Origin of the sequence: Rhodococcus (subgen. Prescottella) equi (assembly GCF_003013675.1) — a bacterium.
In the GTDB taxonomy this organism is placed as follows: Bacteria; Actinomycetota; Actinomycetes; order Mycobacteriales; family Mycobacteriaceae; genus Prescottella; species Prescottella equi.
This window is the reverse complement of record NZ_CP027793.1, coordinates 4039180-4058580: the sequence shown is the minus strand read 5'-3', so window position 1 is coordinate 4058580 and position 19401 is coordinate 4039180. Positions and strand designations below refer to the sequence as shown.

17 protein-coding genes are annotated in these 19401 nt (G+C 68.6%); 16 read left to right on the top strand and 1 reads right to left on the bottom strand.

Annotated elements, in window-relative coordinates; genetic code table 11:
* The first annotated feature begins 71 nt into the window (after nucleotides 1-71).
* From exaC to C7H75_RS18780, 11 genes are all read left to right on the top strand, one after another.
* A complete protein-coding gene (gene exaC / locus C7H75_RS18830) occupies nucleotides 72-1595 on the top strand; it encodes an acetaldehyde dehydrogenase ExaC (RefSeq protein WP_005518324.1) in 1524 nt (507 codons plus the stop codon).
* Between the two features lie 27 nt (nucleotides 1596-1622).
* Entirely contained in the window at nucleotides 1623-2648 is a 1026-nt protein-coding gene (gene adhP, locus C7H75_RS18825; RefSeq protein WP_005518325.1) for an alcohol dehydrogenase AdhP, read from the top strand.
* The gene (locus C7H75_RS18820; RefSeq protein WP_064078578.1) at nucleotides 2645-3175 is read left to right on the top strand and encodes a DUF779 domain-containing protein; all 531 of its coding nucleotides are present in this window, start codon (nucleotides 2645-2647) and stop codon (nucleotides 3173-3175) included. The genes adhP and C7H75_RS18820 overlap by 4 nt, the downstream gene beginning before the upstream one ends.
* Before the next feature lie 64 nt (nucleotides 3176-3239).
* Nucleotides 3240-3800 carry a hypothetical protein gene (locus C7H75_RS18815; RefSeq protein WP_022597385.1) on the top strand — a complete coding sequence of 187 codons (561 nt, stop codon included), beginning with the start codon at nucleotides 3240-3242 and terminating at the stop codon, nucleotides 3798-3800.
* Nucleotides 3801-3860: 60 nt separating this feature from the next.
* A complete protein-coding gene (locus tag C7H75_RS18810; RefSeq protein WP_106851688.1) occupies nucleotides 3861-4517 on the top strand; it encodes a YoaK family protein in 657 nt (218 codons plus the stop codon).
* 115 nt (nucleotides 4518-4632) lie between these two features.
* On the top strand, nucleotides 4633-5949 hold the full coding sequence (locus tag C7H75_RS18805; RefSeq protein WP_064058339.1) for an MFS transporter: 1317 nt from the start codon (nucleotides 4633-4635) through the stop codon (nucleotides 5947-5949).
* A 171-nt stretch (nucleotides 5950-6120) separates the two neighbouring features.
* A complete protein-coding gene (locus tag C7H75_RS18800) occupies nucleotides 6121-7773 on the top strand; it encodes an AMP-binding protein (RefSeq protein ID WP_106851687.1) in 1653 nt (550 codons plus the stop codon).
* Between the two features lie 15 nt (nucleotides 7774-7788).
* Nucleotides 7789-9429, top strand: coding sequence for a sigma-54-dependent Fis family transcriptional regulator (locus tag C7H75_RS18795; protein WP_005518332.1), 1641 nt, complete (start codon nucleotides 7789-7791; stop codon nucleotides 9427-9429).
* 106 nt (nucleotides 9430-9535) lie between these two features.
* Entirely contained in the window at nucleotides 9536-11029 is a 1494-nt protein-coding gene (locus tag C7H75_RS18790; RefSeq protein WP_005518334.1) for an aldehyde dehydrogenase family protein, read from the top strand.
* Between the two features lie 38 nt (nucleotides 11030-11067).
* Nucleotides 11068-12180 carry an NDMA-dependent alcohol dehydrogenase gene (locus C7H75_RS18785; protein ID WP_005518335.1) on the top strand — a complete coding sequence of 371 codons (1113 nt, stop codon included), beginning with the start codon at nucleotides 11068-11070 and terminating at the stop codon, nucleotides 12178-12180.
* A 119-nt stretch (nucleotides 12181-12299) separates the two neighbouring features.
* Nucleotides 12300-12563: a GlsB/YeaQ/YmgE family stress response membrane protein gene (locus tag C7H75_RS18780; RefSeq protein ID WP_005518336.1), complete on the top strand. Its 264-nt coding sequence runs from the start codon at nucleotides 12300-12302 to the stop codon at nucleotides 12561-12563.
* 5 nt (nucleotides 12564-12568) lie between these two features.
* On the opposite strand, the gene C7H75_RS18775 is transcribed toward C7H75_RS18780, so the two are convergent.
* The gene (locus C7H75_RS18775; RefSeq protein ID WP_064077183.1) at nucleotides 12569-13198 is read right to left on the bottom strand and encodes an SACE_7040 family transcriptional regulator; all 630 of its coding nucleotides are present in this window, start codon (nucleotides 13196-13198) and stop codon (nucleotides 12569-12571) included.
* 117 nt (nucleotides 13199-13315) lie between these two features.
* Between C7H75_RS18775 and C7H75_RS18770 the strand changes: the two genes are divergently transcribed.
* The 5 genes from C7H75_RS18770 to C7H75_RS18750 are packed head-to-tail and all read left to right on the top strand — an operon-like array spanning nucleotide 13316 to nucleotide 19399.
* Nucleotides 13316-14875 (top strand): carboxyl transferase domain-containing protein, encoded by a 1560-nt coding sequence (locus C7H75_RS18770; protein WP_005518338.1) that lies wholly within the window; start codon nucleotides 13316-13318, stop codon nucleotides 14873-14875.
* 8 nt (nucleotides 14876-14883) lie between these two features.
* On the top strand, nucleotides 14884-16908 hold the full coding sequence (locus C7H75_RS18765; RefSeq protein ID WP_106851686.1) for an acetyl/propionyl/methylcrotonyl-CoA carboxylase subunit alpha: 2025 nt from the start codon (nucleotides 14884-14886) through the stop codon (nucleotides 16906-16908).
* Nucleotides 16905-18068 carry an acyl-CoA dehydrogenase family protein gene (locus tag C7H75_RS18760; protein WP_084956104.1) on the top strand — a complete coding sequence of 388 codons (1164 nt, stop codon included), beginning with the start codon at nucleotides 16905-16907 and terminating at the stop codon, nucleotides 18066-18068. Before C7H75_RS18765 ends, C7H75_RS18760 begins: the two co-directional genes overlap by 4 nt.
* Before the next feature lie 3 nt (nucleotides 18069-18071).
* The gene (locus C7H75_RS18755) at nucleotides 18072-18545 is read left to right on the top strand and encodes a MaoC family dehydratase (protein WP_005518341.1); all 474 of its coding nucleotides are present in this window, start codon (nucleotides 18072-18074) and stop codon (nucleotides 18543-18545) included.
* Entirely contained in the window at nucleotides 18542-19399 is an 858-nt protein-coding gene (locus C7H75_RS18750; RefSeq protein ID WP_084956101.1) for an HpcH/HpaI aldolase/citrate lyase family protein, read from the top strand. Before C7H75_RS18755 ends, C7H75_RS18750 begins: the two co-directional genes overlap by 4 nt.
* Nucleotides 19400-19401: the final 2 nt, after the last annotated feature.

Sequence of the window (19401 nt, the reverse complement as noted above, 5' to 3'; positions counted from 1 at the left end):
TGTTCGCGTGCTTAGTGTCCTGTGTCACACCCCGATCGGGGTGTTCGCCCCGTCCGAGTAAGGAGTCTTCGATGAGCGTGTACGCCCGCCCTGGTTCTCCCGATGCCCTGATGTCCTTCGAAACGCGCTACGACAACTGGATCGGCGGCGAGTGGGTGGCTCCGGTGAAGGGGCAGTACTTCGAGAATCCGACACCGATCACGGGCCAGCCGTTCTGCGAGGTCGCACGGTCGACCGCCGAGGACATCGAACTCGCCCTCGACGCCGCACACGCCGCGGCGCCGGCATGGGGGAAGACGCCGGTCGCGCAGCGAGCGCTCGTTCTGAACAGGATCGCCGACCGGATCGAGGCCAACCTCGAGAAGATCGCGCTCGCCGAGTCGTGGGACAACGGCAAGCCGATCCGGGAGACCCTGAACGCCGACATCCCGCTCGCGGTCGACCACTTCCGCTACTTCGCCGGCGCCATCCGCGCGCAGGAGGGTGCGCTGTCGGAGATCGACGCGGACACCGTCGCCTATCACTTCCACGAGCCGCTCGGCGTGGTGGGGCAGATCATTCCGTGGAACTTCCCGATCCTCATGGCGACGTGGAAGCTCGCGCCCGCGCTCGCGGCGGGTAACGCCGTGGTCCTCAAGCCGGCCGAGCAGACACCGGCGTCGGTGCTGTATCTGTTCTCGCTCATCGGCGACCTGCTGCCGCCCGGTGTCGTCAACATCGTCAACGGTTTCGGTACCGAGGCCGGCAAGCCGCTCGCGTCGAGCCCGCGGATCAAGAAGATCGCGTTCACCGGTGAGACCACGACCGGCCGGCTGATCATGCAGTACGCGTCGCAGAACCTCATCCCCGTCACGCTCGAACTCGGCGGCAAGAGTCCCAACGTGTTCTTCTCCGACGTGCTCGCCGCGAACGACAGCTTCCAGGACAAGGCACTCGAGGGTTTCACGATGTTCGCGCTGAACCAGGGCGAGGTGTGCACGTGCCCGTCGCGCGCACTGATCCAGCGCGATATCTTCGACGACTTCCTCGCGCTCGCCGCGGTGCGCACCAAGGCCGTTCGGCAGGGTGACCCGCTCGACACCGACACGATGATCGGTGCGCAGGCGTCGAACGACCAGCTCGAGAAGATCCTGTCGTACATCGAGATCGGGAAGAACGAGGGCGCCCGGGTCGTCACGGGCGGCGAGCGCGCCGAGCTCGGCGGCGACCTGTCCGAGGGGTACTTCGTTCAGCCGACGATCTTCACCGGCACCAACGACATGCGGATCTTCCAGGAGGAGATCTTCGGTCCGGTAGTGTCCGTGACGTCCTTCGCCGACTACGACGAGGCCATCGCGATCGCGAACGACACCCTCTACGGTCTCGGCGCCGGCGTGTGGTCGCGGGACGGCGGCGTCGCGTACCGGGCCGGACGCGACATCCAGGCGGGCCGGGTGTGGACCAACACCTATCACCAGTACCCCGCGCACGCGGCGTTCGGCGGCTACAAGCAGTCCGGCATCGGGCGCGAGAACCACCACATGATGCTCGATCACTACCAGCAGACGAAGAACCTGCTCGTCAGCTACGCGCCCGGCGCACAGGGCTTCTTCTGATCGAACGACCGAGTCCGGAGGTTTCGCATGGCCGAGACGATGAAGGCCGCGGTAGTTCGTGAGTTCGGCAAGCCCCTCTCGATCGAGGACGTCCCGATCCCGAAGCCGGGACGCGATCAGGCGCTCGTGAAGGTACGGTCCAGCGGCGTCTGCCATACGGACCTGCATGCCGCCAAGGGAGATTGGCCCGTCAAGCCGACGCTGCCCTTCGTTCCGGGGCACGAGGGCTACGGCGAGGTCGTCGAGGTGGGGGAGGGCGTCACCGAACTGACGGTGGGCGATCTCGTGGGCAATGCGTGGCTGTGGTCGACGTGCCTCGAGTGTCGCTACTGCCGCACGGGCTGGGAGACGCTGTGCGAGAGACAGATCAACGGTGGATACACCGTCGACGGCTCGTTCGCCGAGTACATGCTGGTCGACTCCAGGTTCGCCGCCCGAGTGCCGAAGGGAGCCGATCCGATCGAGGTGGCGCCGGTCCTGTGCGCCGGAATCACCGTCTACAAGGGGCTCAAGGTCAGTGCCCTCATCCCGGGCCAGTGGGTGACCATTTCCGGGATCGGCGGGCTCGGGCACGTCGCGGTGCAGTACGCCACCGCGATGGGGTTGCGCGTCGCCGCGGTCGACGTCGCCGACTCGAAGCTCGCGCTTGCGGCCCGCCACGGCGCGGAACTGCTCGTCAACGCATTCGAGGAGGATCCGGTGGAGAAGGTGCGGCAGGCCACCGGCGGCACCGACGCGGTATTGGTGACCGCGGTCAGTCCGGCCGCGTTCGCGCAGGCGATCGGCATGGTCCGACGGGGTGGAACCGTCACGTTCACGGGCCTGCCGCCCGGCGAGTTCCCCACCCCGATCTTCGACACCGTGCTGAAGGGGTTGACGCTGCGCGGATCGATCGTCGGCACCCGGCAGGACATGGTGGAGGCGCTCGACTTCTACTCCCGCGGCTCGATCCATCCCACCGTCCACGCGCGGCGAATCGAGGACATCAACGATGTTTTCGACGAACTCGATCGCGGCATGATCGACGGCCGCGTCGTCCTGGACTTCGCATGAGCGCGGCCCCGCCCCGCGCGGTCGTCACGGGCGCGGCGGCGTCGTTGCTGCGCCACCTCGCGGACGTCCACGGCCCGCTGATGCTGCACCAGTCCGGGGGCTGCTGCGACGGCTCGGCACCGATGTGTTTCCCGATGGGAGAGTTCACCGTCGGCGATCGGGACGTCCTGCTCGGGGTGTTCGATCTGAGTCTGGGGGTGGGCGAGCTCGGCACGATCGCCCCGCAGGACGACGACGCCGTGCCGCTGTGGATCTCGGGTCCGCAGTTCGACGCGTGGAAACACACGCAGTTGGTCCTCGACGTCGTCCCCGGCCGCGGTGCGGGGTTCAGCCTCGAGGCGCCGGAGGGGGTGCGCCTGCTCAGCCGGGGGCGGGTGTTCGACGCCGCCGAACTCGCCGCGCTGGACGGCGAGGTCCCGCTGCTCGGTGCCGACTGGGAACGCGGCGCGCGTCCCGGGCCGGCGTCGGCCCCGCTCGTGGTGGCCGAGGCCGCCGACGCGTGCCCGGTGCCGGGCCACCGTGGGTGACCCGGCGCGGATCCTCGGGCGGTAGGTTTCCTGTCGGAACCACCGCACACACGAGGAGAACACGATGGCCTTCGCGGGCAACGTCGACGAACTGGCACTGCTGCAGACGATCCGGCTGAAGGGGCAGGTGACGGCCGACGTCCTCGCCGCGCAGCTGGGCGTCGCACTCGCATCCGCGGAGGCGGCACGTGACGCCCTCCTGGCGCAGGGCAAGGCGGAGGAGACCGGTGACGGCGCGTTCGCGCTGACCGATGCGGGTGTGGCCGAGCTCGGCGATCAGCTCGACGCCGAGCGCGTGTCGATCGACGAGGATTCGATCGCCGAGATCCACGAGCGCTTCCTGGAACTCGACGGTCCGCTGCGCGAACTCGTCGAGGGCGACCCGAACGTCGAGGCGCTCGCGGCGCTGGACCGGAAGGCGCAGGACGTCCTCGACGACGTCTCCGCGTTCGTGCCGCGGCTGTCGCGCTACCAGGACCTGTTCGCCGAGGCGCTGCGGAAGGCGCAGGCCGGCGACGCGGCGTGGATCGCCGCCCCGGAGATCGCGTCGTACGCCACGGTGTGGGGTGAGATCGCGCGCGAGCTGCGCGGCGCCTGCGGGCTGGACGAGGACGCCGCGGCCTGACGCGATCCCCGCCCGGCGGCCGGACGGCCGGTGGGCGGGGCACCGGACTATGTTCCAACCATGGTGCTGCACTATCCCCGTGGCGTCGCGGTCGTCGCGGTTTTCCTGTCCGCCCTGGCGGGGTTCGTGGACGCGATGGGATTCATCACGCTCGGTGGATACTTCGTCTCCTTCATGAGCGGTAACTCGACCAAGCTGGCGGTCTCCCTCGGCGAGGGGCTGGTCGGCACCGCGTTCACCGGTGCCGGCATCGTCGTCCTGTTCGTGATCGGGGTGATGGCCGGATCCTTCACGGGCAGGACCGCCGGACGCAGTCACCGCCAGGCGGTTCTCACCCTCGTCGCGGTGCTCCTCGCCCTCGCCGCGACGGCCCACCTCGTGGGGGGCACGCCCGTCGCGATCGCGCTGATGGTCCTGGCGATGGGGGCGGAGAACGCGACCTTCGAACGCGAGGGAGAGGTGAGTATCAGCCTCACCTACATGACGGGAACTCTCGTGAAGATGGGCCAGCGCCTGGTCACCGCGCTGACGGGCGGCGAGCGGTGGGGGTGGGTCCGGCACTTCCTGCTCTGGGCGGCGATGGTGATCGGAGCCGCTCTCGGGGCGTTCGCCCACAATCTCCTCGGATTGAACGCGCTGTGGGCGGCCGCGTCGTGGGCGGCGGCGCTCGCCGTCGTCCTCGCCCGGATGCCCCCACCGCGCCCCGCGCGCGGGTGACCCAGCTCACTCCACCCCCTTTCGGGGGTGGCCGGTCAGTGACGTGGATCACTACCTTTCCTCGCAGTCGCTGACGCCAATCGGGGCGTCACGCACGGCTCGAGAAGAGGGATCCATGACGACTGTGTCGCCATCGGTCGACTCGACGATCACCCCGCGCACCGGAGTGCGCAGAGTGGCAGTCGCGAGTTGCATCGGAACGACGATCGAGTTCTACGACTTCTTCATCTACGGAACCGCTGCCGCACTGGTCTTTCCGACGGTGTTCTTCCCGGCGCTCGGTTCCACCGCGGGCACCGTCGCGTCCTTCGCGACATTCGCGGTGGCGTTCATCGCCCGGCCCGTGGGCGCAATGTTGTTCGGGCACTACGGCGACCGCATCGGACGTAAGAAGACCCTCGTCTCGACGCTGCTGCTGATGGGCATCTCGACGCTCCTCATCGGGTTGCTGCCGGGGGCGGAGACCATCGGGGTCGCGGCGCCGATCATCCTCGTGCTGCTCCGGTTCGGTCAGGGCTTCGCGGTCGGCGGCGAATGGGCCGGCGCGACCCTGCTCACCGCGGAGTACGCCCCACCGGGCAAGCGCGGCCTGTACGCGATGTTCCCCCAACTGGGCCCGGCAATCGCGTTCGTGCTCTCGAGCAGCACGTTCATCCTCACCGGGGCGATCTTCGGCGACACCAACGAGGCGTTCCTCGACTGGGGCTGGCGCGTGCCGTTCGTGTTCTCGATCGTCCTCGTCGGCATCGGGCTGTACATGCGTCTCGCCATCGAGGAGACTCCGGTGTTCCGCGCCCAGCAGGCGTCTGACGACACGTCGGCTCCGCGGACGCTGCCGTTCCTCGACGCATGGCGATTCCAGTCCAAGGAGATCCTGCTCTCGGGCGGCGCCCTCGCGACGCTGTTCGCGCTCTTCTACATGGGCACCGCGTTCCTCACCAGCTACGGCACCAAGACCCTCGGGTTCAGCCGCCCGTTCGTGCTCGCCGTCGGCATCGTCTCGGCCGTCGTCTTCGGCGCGGCGATCGTCGTGTCGGCGCTCTACTCGGACCGGATCGGCCGCCGCCGGGTCATCATGATCTCCTGCGTTCTCGCCGTCGTCTGGGCGCTCGTGCTCTTCCCGCTTCTCGACACCGGCTCGGCCGCCGCGTTCGTGATCGGCATGTGCGTCACGCTCGCGATCTTCGGCATGGCCTACGGACCGTGCGGGGCTCTCCTGCCGGAGATGTTCCACACGCGCTACCGCTACACCGGTGCCGGGCTGGGCTACAACCTCGCCGGCGTGCTCGGCGGCGCGATCCCGCCGCTGATCGCGGCGCCGCTGGCCTCGTCCTTCGGCAGCTTCGCGATCGGCCTGATGCTCGCGGTGCTCGGCGTCGTCAGCTTCGTGTGCACCAGGGCGCTGGTCGAGACGAAGGACCGCGCCCTCTGAACGTTCGTTCTCCGAACGTTTGACCGGTCGGGGGTGTTCGAACACTGAACAGTTGTCGGCACCCCCGACCGTCGACTATGTCCTACATCACACTCGAGCGAGTACGTTGGGGGAGCCCGCATTGCCGGGCTTTCCCCGTGGGTGCCGGGAAGGCGCCCGGAGAGGAACGCGATGACCACGACTTCGCTGTCGCAATCGGTGCCGAGCTACGCCTCGGGCACGTGGGATGCGCCCATGCTGGGCGACACCATCGGCGACAACTTCGACCGCACCGTCGCGGCGCACGGCGACCGGGACGCGTTGATCGATCGAGGCTCGGGCCGCCGCTGGACCTATCGTGAGCTCGCCCGCGAGGTCGACGCGCTCGCGACGGGATTGCTCGGCACCGGCATCACGAAGGGCGACCGGGTCGGCATCTGGGCGCCCAACTGCGCCGAGTGGACGATGGTGCAGTACGCGACGGCGAAGATCGGTGCGATCCTGGTCAACATCAACCCCGCGTACCGCTCCCACGAGCTGGAGTACGTCCTCGATCAGGCGGGAATCCGGATGCTGATCGCCGCACCGGCGTTCAAGACGTCCGACTACGCGGCGATGATCGAGCAGGTCCGCCCCGGACGTGCCGCCCTGGAGCACGTGCTGCTGCTGGGGTCGGAGCAGTGGGACCGGCTGCTCGACGACGGACGGGCCGCTCTCGAGGCCGACCGCGCAGCCCTGGACCGGGCGCAGGGGGCGCTCTCCGCCGACGATCCCATCAACATCCAGTACACCTCGGGGACAACCGGATTCCCGAAGGGCGCGACGCTCAGTCACCACAACATCCTCAACAACGGCTACTTCGTCGGCGAGCTGTGCGGATACACCGAGCACGACCGGGTGTGCATACCGGTGCCCTTCTATCATTGCTTCGGCATGGTGATGGGCAACCTCGCGTGCACCAGCCACGGAGCGGCGATGGTGATTCCCGGTCCGGCGTTCGAGCCGGCCGCGACTCTGGCGGCGGTGCAGGCGGAGCGGTGCACATCGTTGTACGGGGTGCCCACGATGTTCATCGCCGAACTGGCCGACCCCGACTTCGACAGCTACGACCTGTCGAGCCTGCGCACCGGCATCATGGCCGGATCGCCGTGCCCGGTCGAGGTGATGAAGCAGGTCATCGAGCGCATGGGCATGGCGGAGGTGTCGATCTGCTACGGCATGACCGAGACGTCGCCGGTGTCGCTGCAGACCCGTCGGGACGACTCCATCGATCAGCGGGTGTCCACGGTCGGTCGTGTCGGCCCACACCTCGAGGTCAAGATCGTCGACCCGGCGACGGGACTGACGGTGCCGCGCGGCGAAGCGGGGGAACTGTGTACGCGCGGGTACTCGGTGATGCTGGGTTACTGGAACAACCCGGAGAAGACTTCCGAGGCAATCGATTCCGCCCGCTGGATGCACACCGGTGACATCGGGGTGATGGACTCCGACGGTTACGTCGCGATCACCGGCCGGATCAAGGACATGGTGATCCGGGGCGGCGAGAACGTGTATCCACGGGAGATCGAGGAGTTCCTCTACACGCATCCCGACATCCTCGACGCCCAGGTGATCGGCGTGCCGGACGCGAAGTACGGTGAGGAACTGATGGTGTGGATCCGGATGCGGGAGGGCGCGCAGCCGCTCGACGTCGACAAGGTTCGCGAGTTCTGCACGGGGCGCCTCGCGCACTACAAGATCCCGCGGTACGTGCATCTCGTCGACGAGTTCCCGATGACGGTGACCGGAAAGATCCGCAAGGTCGAGATGCGGGAGCTGTCGCTCGAACTGATCGATCGCGGCTGATCGGAGGAGTCGGTGGTGCACGGTCTACGGCCGGAGATCGAACTGTCCTGGAAGCGTTCGCAGCTCAGCGGCATCGACCCGGCCAGGGTGCCCGAGCCGACCCTGTTCGATCCGTCGGACTCGTCCGAGCGTCTGTTGCGGGCAGCCCGCCCGGTGCTCGACGAACTCGGGGTCCAGTTGGCGGGGACGGGCTGCGGGGTTCTCCTGGTCGACCGCGACTGCCGTGTGGTGGCGCGCGTGTTCGATTCGGACGCGCTGCGAGGCGCGATGGAGGGTGTCGGTCTGCTGACCGGCGTCGTGCTCAGCGAGGAGAACTACGGCACCAACGCGCTCGGCACACCGCTCGAGGTGCGGCAGGGCGTGGTCGTCCACGGTCACGAGCACTTCCTGGAGTCGTTCCGCCAGTTCAGTTGTTACGGACAACCGATCGTCCATCCGGTGACCCGGCGGATCGAGGGCATCCTCGACATCACCGCCACCGAGAAGACCGCGAACCCGCTCTTCGCGCCGTTCGTCGCCCGCGCGGTCGGCGACATCGAGGCGCGCCTGCTCGAGGGGGCGCGCGAGTCGGATCGCCGCGTCGTCGACGCGTTCCAGCGCGCCGCCCGGCAGCGCGGACTGGCGGTCGCCGCGATGGGGCAGGACATCATGCTCACCAACAAGGCCGCGGTCGAGATGCTCGCGCCGAGTGACCACGCGGCGCTGCGCGCCCTCGCGGCGGACGTCCCGGCCGGGGAATCGCGTCGGCTGCACTTCGCGTTGTCGGCCGGCGGGAGCACGGCCCTGCAGATCGACCGGGTCGCCGGAGCGGACAGCGGTGCCCTCTTCCTGCTCGACGCCGGTCGGACGCGGGCACCGGTGCGCCGCACCGCCGTACCGCAGGACGCGACGTCGCGGCTGCGACGCCGGTTGCACGAATTGCGATCGGGTACGGGCTCGCTCGCGCTCGTAGGCGAACCCGGCAGCGGACGGACGTGGGCGGCCCGGCAGTTCGCCGACGGCGCGGTCGACGTGCTGGACGCCGCGCAGATCGTGGGGCAGGGGGAGCGCGAGTGGTCCGCCGGGCTGCTCGAGGTCGTCGGGCAGGCGCCCTCGCACGTGCTGATCGAGCACGTGCATCTGGCGCCCGACTCGGTGCTCGCGCTCATCGCGTCCCTCGTCGCGAATCCGGCAGGACCGCGGATCGTCATGACCAGCGACCCGGTGGACACCGTGCCGCCGGCTGCGCGTGATCTGCTCGCGCGCTGCGGAAATCAGGTGAGCGTCCCCGCGCTCCGGCATCGGATCCGCGAACTCGACGGACTGGTCGCGGCACTCGCGGATCAGCTCGGGCGCGCGGATCTCAGGCTCGGGCCCAGCGCACTGGCCGCGCTGTCCGAGCACGCCTGGCCCGGGAATCTCGTCGAGTTGCGTGCCGTGCTCGCCGGGCTGCCGGACCGACCGGACGGTGGCGTCGTCCGGGTCGAGGATCTGCCGGAGGACTACCGCGCGCCGGGCCGTATCGCGCGGCTCGGTGGGCGCGAGCGGGCCGAGCGTGACGCGATCGTCGAGGCCCTCAGCGAGAGCGGTGGCAACAAGGTGCATGCCGCGGCTCGACTCGGGATCAGTCGAACGACGCTCTACAGCCGTATCCGCGCGCTCGACATTACCGTCTGACCGGGCGATCGGCAGAGCTGTCCAAAGCTTGAACAGTTGACGACCCACCTCCCGAAGCACGATGGCTGTGTTGCACATCACAGACAGAACTGCAGGAGGTTCGGGCATGACAGTCGTTGCCGAGCAGACCCTTTCGCCGCGAGTTCGTGAGTTCCTCGCCGGCACCAAGCAGTTGTACATCGACGGCGAGTTCGTCGACGCTGCGTCGGGGCGGACGTTCGTCACGTACGACCCCGCGACGGGCGAGCGCCTCGCCGACGTCGCACACGGGGAGGCCGAGGACGTCGACCGCGCGGTGCGCGCGGCACGACGGGCTTTCGAGCCGTGGGCCGCGATGAAGCCCAACGAGCGTGAGCGTCTCATCTGGCGGGTCGGCGACCTGCTCACCGAGCGTGCGGCGGAGTTCGGGCAGCTCGAGGCGCTCGACAACGGCAAGTCCGCCGCCATCGCATCGGCCGTCGACACCGCGTGGGCCGCGGACGTGTTCCGCTACTACGCGGGCTGGGCCACCAAGATCGAGGGCAGCACGGTCAACGTGTCGATGCCGTTCGTTCCGGGCGGCGAGTTCCACGCCTACACCCTCCGCGAACCCGTCGGGGTGTGCGGGCTCATCGTGCCGTGGAACTTCCCGCTGCTGATGGCGTCGTGGAAGCTCGCGCCCGCACTCGCGGCCGGCAACACGGTGATCCTCAAGCCTGCGGAGCAGACCCCGCTCACCGCGCTCATGCTGGCCGAGGTCTTCGAGGAGGCCGGTTTCCCGCCCGGTGTCGTCAACGTCGTCACGGGGTTCGGCGACGCCGGCGCCGCCCTGTCGGCGCACGACGACGTCGACAAGGTGGCATTCACCGGCTCCACCGAGGTGGGCAAGAAGATCGTCGAGGCGGCGAAGGGCAACCTGAAGAAGGTGACTCTCGAGCTCGGTGGCAAGAGTCCCAACATCGTCTTCGCGGACGCCGATTTCGATGCGGCCGTGCAGGGTTCGCTCAACGCGTGGCTGTTCAACCACGGCCAGTGCTGTGTCGCGGGTACGCGACTGTACGTCGAGAACTCCATCTTCGAGCGTTTCACCGAGGCCGTCGCGGAGGCCGCGAGCAACGTCAAGATCGGGCCCGGGCTCGACCCCACCACCGAACTCGGCCCGCTGGTGTCGCAGGAACAGCTCGACCGGGTCACCGGATACCTGCGCGACGGTCTCGCCGACGGCGCCCGCGCCCTGACCGGCGGCAAGCGCTGGGGCGAGACGGGCTACTTCGTCGAGCCCACGGTGCTGGTCGACGTCGAACCCGACTTCAGTGTCGTCCGGGAGGAGATCTTCGGACCCGTCGTCGCGGCCATGCCGTTCGATGCCGACGAGGGGATCGTCACCGCCGCCAACGACTCGATCTACGGACTCGCCGCGGGCATCTGGACCCGGGACATCTCCAAGGCGCATCGCACCGCGCGCCGCCTGAAGGCCGGCTCGGTGTGGATCAACCAGTACAACGGGTTCGACACCGCGATGCCGTTCGGTGGCTACAAGCAGTCCGGCTGGGGCCGTGAGCTCGGCGCCTCCGCCATCGACCTCTACACCCAGACCAAGGCCGTCAACGTCGCGCTCTGACTTCGACATCCCCGACAGAACACTTCGAAGGAGAACCCATGAAGACCAAGGCCGCCGTGCTGCTCGACGCCGGGAAGCCGTTCGAGATCATGGAACTGGACCTGGACGGGCCCGGCCCCGGTGAGGTCCTGATCAAGTACACCGCTGCGGGACTGTGCCATTCGGACCTGCATCTCACCGACGGCGATCTGCCGCCGCGCTATCCCATCGTCGGCGGGCACGAGGGTTCCGGCATCATCGAGGAGGTCGGTCCGGGCGTCACCAAGGTCAAGCCCGGTGACCACGTGGTGTGCAGCTTCATTCCCAACTGCGGCACGTGCCGCTACTGTGCCACCGGGCGGCAGAACCTGTGCGACATGGGAGCCACGATCCTCGAGGGCTCGATGCCCGACGGCACGTTCCGATTCCGCTCCGGCGGTAAGGAGTTCGGTGCGATGTGCATGCTCGGCACGTTCTCCGAGCGGGCGACCATCTCGCAGCACTCGGTCGTCAAGGTCGACGAGTGGCTGCCGCTCGAGACCGCCGTTCTCGTCGGCTGCGGTGTGCCCTCGGGGTGGGGGACGGCGGTGTACGCGGGTGGCGTCCGCGCCGGCGACATCGTCGTCATCTACGGCATCGGTGGTCTCGGTATCAACGCCGTCCAGGGTGCGGTGCAGGCCGGCGCCCGATACGTGGTGGTTGTCGATCCGCTCGAGTTCAAGCGGGAGACCGCGCTGAAGTTCGGGGCGACGCACGCCTTCGCGTCAGCGGAGGAGGCCGCGGTGAAGGTGAACGAACTCAGCTGGGGCCAGGGAGCCGATCAGGCACTGATCCTGGTGGGCACGGTGGACGAGGAGGTGGTGGCGGCAGCGACCGCAGTCATCGGCAAGGGCGGCACCGTGGTCATCACCGGCCTCGCCGATCCGACCAAGCTGACCGTGCACGTCTCGGGTGCCGACCTGACCCTCAACGAGAAGACCATCAAGGGGACGCTGTTCGGCTCGGCCAATCCGCAGTACGACATCGTCCGCCTGTTGCGGATGTACGACCAGGGTGAGCTCAAACTCGACGAACTGGTCACGACGCGCTACTCGCTCGAGGACGTCAATCAGGGCTACGAGGACCTGCGCAACGGCAAGAACATCCGCGGCGTCATCATCCACGAGTCGTGATGGACTCGCTCGCACAACGATCTCGGTGATCTTCCGCCCTGGTTCGTCGGAGAAAGTACCGTCGAGCCAGGGCGGGAGTGTGTTCCGCGCATGACGGGGGCGTAGGAAAGGAGCCTGTCATGGGCGAGATCATCGGCACGATCATCTTCGGCGCGGTCATCGGCGTCCTCGCGCGCTTGGTGGTCCCGGGCAAGCAGGCGATGGGCTGGATCATCACGATCGTGATCGGCATCGTCGGCGCGCTGATCGGCTACTGGATCTGGGGACTGATCAGCGACAAGGGAGACACGCCCGGCATCGACTGGTGGCGGTGGATCATCAGCATCGCGGTCGCGGCGGTCCTCACGCTCGCGTACACGTCGGTCACGGCCAAGCGGAGCTGACGGACTCAGCGGGTCTCGGCGGCGAGCGCCGCCAACGTCATTCGGCGCAGCACCGAGCGGGTCAGATCCCCGTCCGCCGCATCGGCGGTCGGGGACACGGCGCTGTAGGGAGTCGAGTTGATCAGGCCGAACGCCGCGTGGGCGGCGATGCGCGCCTGCGTGCTGTCGAGACCCGGATCCATCTTCCGCAGTACCCCCACCCACAACTCGACGTACCGACGCTGCGTCTGACGCACCCGGTGGCGGGCTTCGTCGGGCAGCGAATGCAGGTCGCGGTCCTGTACCCGGATCAGGTCGGGCTCACCCAACGCGAAGTCGAGGTGGAAGTCCACCAGTTCCGCGAGGGCCCGGTGGGGGTCGGGCACCCGCTCGACGACATCTGTTCCACCCGCGAGCAGCCGCTCGCTGATGTCGGTGAGCAGTTCGACGAGCAGCGCGTCCTTGTTGGGAAAGTGTCGGTACACGGCGGGTCCGCTGATTCCCACCGCGGACCCGAGGTCTTCGAGGCGCACACCGGGGAAGCCGCGTTCGGCGATCAGCCGTGCCGCGGCATGCAGGAGCTCGCGGCGTCGGTCGGCCTTGGCGCGGCTGCGCCGGCCGGGGACGACACCCGCTTCACGATCGACGTCGGTCATCGGTCACATATTTCCGTTCGTGTGATCTGGACAACTCAGTTAATCACGGATAACCTAAATTCAGTTAGTCGGGATTAACCGAATCTCATCGTATCCATCAACTGCGAGGACGGTGACGTGACAACCGCTCGAACCGCTTCCATCAGCTCCCATCGGGAGCAACACCTCGCCCTCGTGTCCGAGTTGCGCGGCAGGCTGGCCGCGGCGGCGCTCGGCGGCAGCGAGAAGTCCCGGGAGCGCCACGTCGCTCGCGGCAAGCTGCTGCCCCGCGATCGCGTCGACGCCCTGCTCGACCCGGGTAGCCCGTTCCTCGAACTGGCCCCGCTCGCCGCGAACGGCATGTACGACGACGAGTGCCCCGGTGCCGGGGTGATCGGCGGAATCGGCCGAGTCTCCGGCCGGGAGTGCGTGATCGTCGCCAACGATGCCACCGTCAAGGGCGGCACCTACTACCCGATGACGGTGAAGAAGCACCTGCGGGCGCAGGAGATCGCGCTGCAGAACAATCTGCCGTGCATCTACCTCGTCGACTCCGGTGGCGCGTTCCTGCCGATGCAGGACGAGGTGTTCCCCGATCGCGAGCACTTCGGGCGGATCTTCTACAACCAGGCGACCATGAGCGCCAAGGGGATTCCTCAGATCGCCGCGGTGCTCGGCTCGTGCACCGCGGGCGGTGCGTACGTCCCGGCGATGAGTGACGAGGCGGTGATCGTGCGCAATCAGGGCACGATCTTCCTCGGCGGTCCGCCGCTGGTGAAGGCGGCGACCGGCGAGGTGGTCACGGCCGAGGAACTCGGTGGCGGCGACCTGCACTCCAAGGTCTCGGGCGTCACCGACCACCTCGCCGAGGACGATCGTGATGCCCTGCGCATCGTCCGGAACATCGTCGCGACCCTCGGTCCGCGCGCGCCCCGGCCGTGGGACGTGGCCGAGCCGGTTGCGCCCGTTGCGGACCAGGACGAGTTGTACGACGTGGTCCCCACGGACCCGCGCATGCCGTACGACGTGCGCGAGGTCATCACCCGCCTCGTGGACGGCGACGGCGACGGGGCGCCGCGGTTCCAGGAGTTCAAGGCCGAGTACGGCAAGACCCTGGTCACCGGGTTCGCCCGCATCCACGGCCACCCGGTCGGCATCGTCGCGAACAACGGCGTGCTGTTCGCCGAGTCGGCGATGAAGGGCGCCCACTTCATCGAACTGTGCGACAAGCGCAGCATCCCGCTGCTGTTCCTGCAGAACATCACGGGCTTCATGGTCGGCCGCGAGTACGAGGCCGGCGGCATCGCCAAGCACGGCGCCAAGATGGTCACCGCCGTCGCCTGCGCCCGGGTGCCGAAACTGACCGTGGTGATCGGCGGCTCGTACGGTGCGGGTAACTACTCGATGTGTGGCCGCGCCTACTCGCCGCGATTCCTGTGGATGTGGCCGAACGCCCGCATCTCCGTCATGGGCGGTGAGCAGGCCGCGTCCGTTCTCGGCGCCGTCGGGTCCGGGAAGGATCCCGACGCGATTCGTGCCCAGTACGAGGCGCAGGGCAACCCCTACTACTCGACCGCCCGGCTGTGGGACGACGGCGTGATCGATCCTGCCGATACCAGAACCGTTGTCGGCCTGGCGTTGTCGGCGTGTGCGAACGCGCCGCTCGAGCCGGTCTCCTACGGCGTCTTCCGGATGTGAGGGCACATATGACTACACAGTTCCAGACGATCCTTGTCGCCAACCGCGGCGAGATCGCGGTCCGGGTGATCCGCACTCTCCGGCAGATGGGGATCCGCTCGGTCGCCGTCTACAGCGAGGCCGACGCCGGCGCCCGGCATGTCCGCGAGGCCGACACCGCCGTACTGATCGGGCCGGCGGCGGCCCGTGAGAGCTACCTCGACATCGACCGGGTGCTCGACGCGGCGAAGCGCACCGGCGCGCAGGCGATCCATCCCGGGTACGGGTTCCTCTCCGAGAACACGGCGTTCGCCGCGGCTTGTGCTGCGGCCGGTATCGCCTTCCTCGGCCCGTCCGCGCGGGCCATCGAGGTGATGGGGGACAAGATCACCGCGAAGAACGCGGTGGCCGCGTTCGACGTCCCGGTGGTGCCGGGCATCGCGAGGCCGGGACTGTCCGATGCCGAACTGATCGCGGCCGCCGACGACATCGGCTACCCGGTGCTCGTCAAGCCGTCCGCGGGCGGCGGCGGCAAGGGTATGCGGTTGGTCGAGGATGCCGCGGATCTGCCCGGTGCGCTGGTGAGCGCACGCCGTGAGGCGGCCTCGGCCTTCGGGGACGACACGCTGTTCCTGGAGCGGTTCGTGTTGCGGCCCCGGCACATCGAGGTGCAGATCCTCGCCGACGGCCACGGCAACGTCGTGCATCTCGGCGAGCGCGAGTGCAGCCTGCAACGCCGGCACCAGAAGGTGATCGAGGAGGCGCCGTCGCCGCTGCTCGACACCGCGACCCGGGCACGGATCGGCGCCGCTGCGTGCGACACCGCCCGCAGCGTCGACTACACGGGCGCCGGCACCGTGGAGTTCATCGTGTCCGCCGACCGGCCCGACGAGTTCTTCTTCATGGAGATGAACACCCGCCTGCAGGTGGAACACCCGGTGACGGAGTTGGTGACCGGACTCGACCTCGTCGAGTGGCAGGTTCGGATCGCCGCCGGCGAGCCGCTGGGATTCACTCAGGACGACGTCACACTCACCGGACACGCGATCGAGGCGCGCGTGTACGCCGAGGATCCGTCTCGTGGCTTCCTGCCGACCGGCGGCACGGTCCTCGGTCTCGCGGAGGCGACCGGTGCCGGCGTGCGTGTCGACTCGGGGCTGCAGGACGGGACCGTCGTCGGCAGCGACTACGACCCGATGCTGGCGAAGGTGATCGCGCACGGCGACGATCGGGCCGAGGCGTTGCGACGGCTCGACCGGGCGCTCGCCGACACCTCGGTGCTGGGCGTGGTCACCAACATCGCCTTCGCGAGGTTCCTGCTCGCCGACGACGACGTTCGCGCCGGACGTCTCGACACCGGTCTGCTCGATCGCCGGGTCGCCGACTTCCACACCCCGCCGGTCGACGACGACGTCCTCGTCGCCGCGGCCGCCTACCACTGGCTCGCACTCTGGGCCCGGGACACCTCGAATCCGTGGGACGTCCCGAGCGGGTGGCGGGTCGGCGGGACTCGTCCGGTCTCGCTGCGCCTGCGCGCCGGTGACCGTACCGAGCACGTACTGGTCGCCGGCACTCCCGCCGACGGCCTCGTGCACGTCGAGGGCGGCGAGAAGTGCACGCTCGCAGCACGACTCGACGACGGCGTCCTCACCGTCGTGCTCGACGGGCGTAGCGATCGCTATCGCGTCGCGGAGGACGCCGACACCCTGTGGCTCGCCGGCGCCACCGGCACGTGGACCGTCTCGCAACTGCGCGAGGCGAATGTCCGCGGCGGCGACGCCCACGCCGGCGACGCCGAACTGACCAGCCCGATGCCCGGCACCGTCATCGCGGTGGCCGCGGCGTCCGGCGACACCGTCGACGCCGGGACCGCCGTGGTGGTCGTCGAGGCGATGAAGATGGAACACACCCTGTCCGCGCCGATCGGCGGCGTCGTCGAGGTTCTCGTCGCCGTCGGCGATCAGGTCAAGGTCGATCAACCCCTCGCGCGGGTCAGTCCCGCCACCGAATCACAGCCCTCACCCGAACTCGCAACGGAGGATGCCGCGTCATGACCGAATATCTGTCCACCGGATCGCTGCCCGACGAGTACCAGCAGCTTGCCAAGACCGTTCGGGACTTCGCGCAGAACGTCGTCGCTCCGGTGTCCGCGGAACACGATGCGAACCACACGTTCCCGTACGCGGTGGTCGACGGGATGGCCGACATGGGCCTGTTCGGTCTGCCGTTCCCCGAGGAGTACGGCGGCATGGGCGGCGACTACTTCGCGCTGTGCCTCGCGCTCGAGGAACTCGGCAAGGTCGACCAGTCCGTCGCGATCACGCTCGAGGCCGGTGTGTCGCTGGGTGCGATGCCGGTGTACCGCTTCGGCAACGAGGAACAGAAGCAGGAGTGGCTGCCGCAGCTCACGAGCGGCAAGGCGCTGGCCGCGTTCGGTCTCACCGAGCCCGGCGCCGGCAGCGACGCCGGCGGCACCCGCACCAAGGCCGAACTCGCCGACGGCGAGTGGGTGATCAACGGCAACAAGCAGTTCATCACCAACTCGGGAACCGACATCACCAAGCTCGTCACGGTGACCGCGGTGACGGGCACGAAGGACAACGGGCGCAAGGAGATCTCCACGATCCTCGTGCCGACCTCCACCCCCGGCTTCACCGCCGAACCGGCGTACGACAAGGTCGGCTGGAACGCCTCCGACACCCATCCGCTGACGTTCCAGGACGTGCGTGTGTCCGAGGCGAACCTGCTCGGCGAACGCGGCCGGGGCTACGCGAACTTCCTGCGCATCCTCGACGAGGGCCGCATCGCGATCGCAGCTCTGGCGGTGGGCGCCGCGCAGGGCTGCGTCGACGAGTCCGTCCGGTACGCGAAGGAACGCGAAGCGTTCGGGCGTCCGATCGGGGCCAATCAGGCCATCGAATTCAAGATCGCGCGCATGGAGGCGCGGGCCCACACCGCACGGGCCGCGTACTACGACGCGGCCGCACTCATGCTGTCCGGCAAGCCGTTCAAGAAGCAGGCGTCGATCGCGAAACTCGTCGCGAGCGAGGCCGCGATGGACAATGCGCGCGATGCCACCCAGATCTTCGGCGGATACGGTTTCATGAACGAGTACCCGGTGGCCCGGCACTACCGCGACAGCAAGATCCTCGAGATCGGGGAGGGCACCACCGAGGTCCAGTTGATGCTGATCGCACGGGAACTGGGGGTCTGACCAGTGACGGCACGAAAGATCGTCCAGCGTGGGCTGTGGTTCGAGGAATTCGAGACCGGGGTCGTGTACGCCCACCGGCCCGGGCGCACCATCACCGAGGCGGACAACGTCCTGTTCACGACGCTCACCATGAACACGCAGGCGCTGCACCTCGACGCCGCGTTCGCCGCCGAGACGCAGTTCGGTGAGCGGCTGGTCAATTCGATGTTCACGCTCTCGACGCTGGTCGGTCTGTCGGTGGCCCAGTTGACACAGGGCACCATCGTCGCGAACCTCGGATTCTCCGAGATCGCGTTCCCCAAGCCGCTGTTCCACGGCGACACGCTGTACGCCGAGACCGTCGTGACCGACCTGCGCGAATCCCGCAGCCGGCCGGGGGAGGGCATCGTCACGCTCGAGCACACCGGCCGCAATCAGCACGGTGACGTCGTGGCGACCGCCGTTCGCAAGACCCTCGTCAGGAAGAGGCCGGCATGAGTGAACCGTCGAACGGCGAGAGCATCTGGGCGGGAACGATTCCCGGGTCTGCGTGGCTGTTCTGTCCCGCCGACCGCCCGGAACGCTTCGCGAAGGCGGCCGCCGCGGCCGACGTGGTGATCCTCGACCTCGAGGACGGCGTCGCACCCGCCGACAAGGAGGCCGCGCGTCGCGCACTCGTCGACGTCCCGCTCGACCCCGACCGGACCGTCGTCCGCGTCAACGCGCACGGTACCGACGACCACGCACTCGACTGCGCCGCACTGGACCGCACGCCGTACACCGCGGTGATGCTGCCCAAGTGCGAGTCCGTCGACCAGGTGCTCGACCTCGCGCCGCTGTCGGTGATCGCTCTCGTCGAATCGCCGCTCGGGGCGCTCGCGATCGAAGGGGCGGTGCAGGCCGAGAACGCCGTCGGCGTGATGTGGGGAGCCGAGGACCTCGTCGCGGCCCTCGGCGGCACGTCCAGCCGGAAGCCGGACGGCTCCTATCGGGACGTGGCCCGGCACGTCCGGTCGACCGCCCTGCTCGCGGCGAAGGCACACGGCAGGTTCGCGCTCGACTCGGTGTTCCTCGACATCGGCGACCTCGACGGGCTCGGCGCCGAGTGCGAGGATGCCGTCGCGGTCGGATTCGATGCGAAGGTGGCGATCCACCCGAGTCAGATCGACGTCATCCGCACCGCCTACACGCCGACCGCGAAGCAATTGGGCTGGGCGGAGCGGGTTCTCGCGGCAGCGTCGAGGGAACGCGGGGTGTTCACCCTCGACGGGCAGATGGTCGACGGTCCGGTGCTACGGCACGCGGAGGAGATCGTGCGCCGCTCGGGCATCGCCCGGACAGGGGAGAGGTGACC

Coding starts and splice junctions, on each gene's coding strand:
- C7H75_RS18750 (WP_084956101.1), top strand. CDS start 18,542: ATGAGTGAACCGTCGAACGGCGAGAGCATCTGGGCGGGAACGATTCCC.
- C7H75_RS18775 (WP_064077183.1), bottom strand. CDS start 13,198: ATGACCGACGTCGATCGTGAAGCGGGTGTCGTCCCCGGCCGGCGCAGC.
- C7H75_RS18785 (WP_005518335.1), top strand. CDS start 11,068: ATGAAGACCAAGGCCGCCGTGCTGCTCGACGCCGGGAAGCCGTTCGAG.
- exaC (WP_005518324.1), top strand. CDS start 72: ATGAGCGTGTACGCCCGCCCTGGTTCTCCCGATGCCCTGATGTCCTTC.
- C7H75_RS18805 (WP_064058339.1), top strand. CDS start 4,633: ATGACGACTGTGTCGCCATCGGTCGACTCGACGATCACCCCGCGCACC.
- C7H75_RS18765 (WP_106851686.1), top strand. CDS start 14,884: ATGACTACACAGTTCCAGACGATCCTTGTCGCCAACCGCGGCGAGATC.
- C7H75_RS18800 (WP_106851687.1), top strand. CDS start 6,121: ATGACCACGACTTCGCTGTCGCAATCGGTGCCGAGCTACGCCTCGGGC.
- C7H75_RS18815 (WP_022597385.1), top strand. CDS start 3,240: ATGGCCTTCGCGGGCAACGTCGACGAACTGGCACTGCTGCAGACGATC.
- C7H75_RS18810 (WP_106851688.1), top strand. CDS start 3,861: ATGGTGCTGCACTATCCCCGTGGCGTCGCGGTCGTCGCGGTTTTCCTG.
- C7H75_RS18790 (WP_005518334.1), top strand. CDS start 9,536: ATGACAGTCGTTGCCGAGCAGACCCTTTCGCCGCGAGTTCGTGAGTTC.
- adhP (WP_005518325.1), top strand. CDS start 1,623: ATGGCCGAGACGATGAAGGCCGCGGTAGTTCGTGAGTTCGGCAAGCCC.
- C7H75_RS18760 (WP_084956104.1), top strand. CDS start 16,905: ATGACCGAATATCTGTCCACCGGATCGCTGCCCGACGAGTACCAGCAG.
- C7H75_RS18780 (WP_005518336.1), top strand. CDS start 12,300: ATGGGCGAGATCATCGGCACGATCATCTTCGGCGCGGTCATCGGCGTC.
- C7H75_RS18820 (WP_064078578.1), top strand. CDS start 2,645: ATGAGCGCGGCCCCGCCCCGCGCGGTCGTCACGGGCGCGGCGGCGTCG.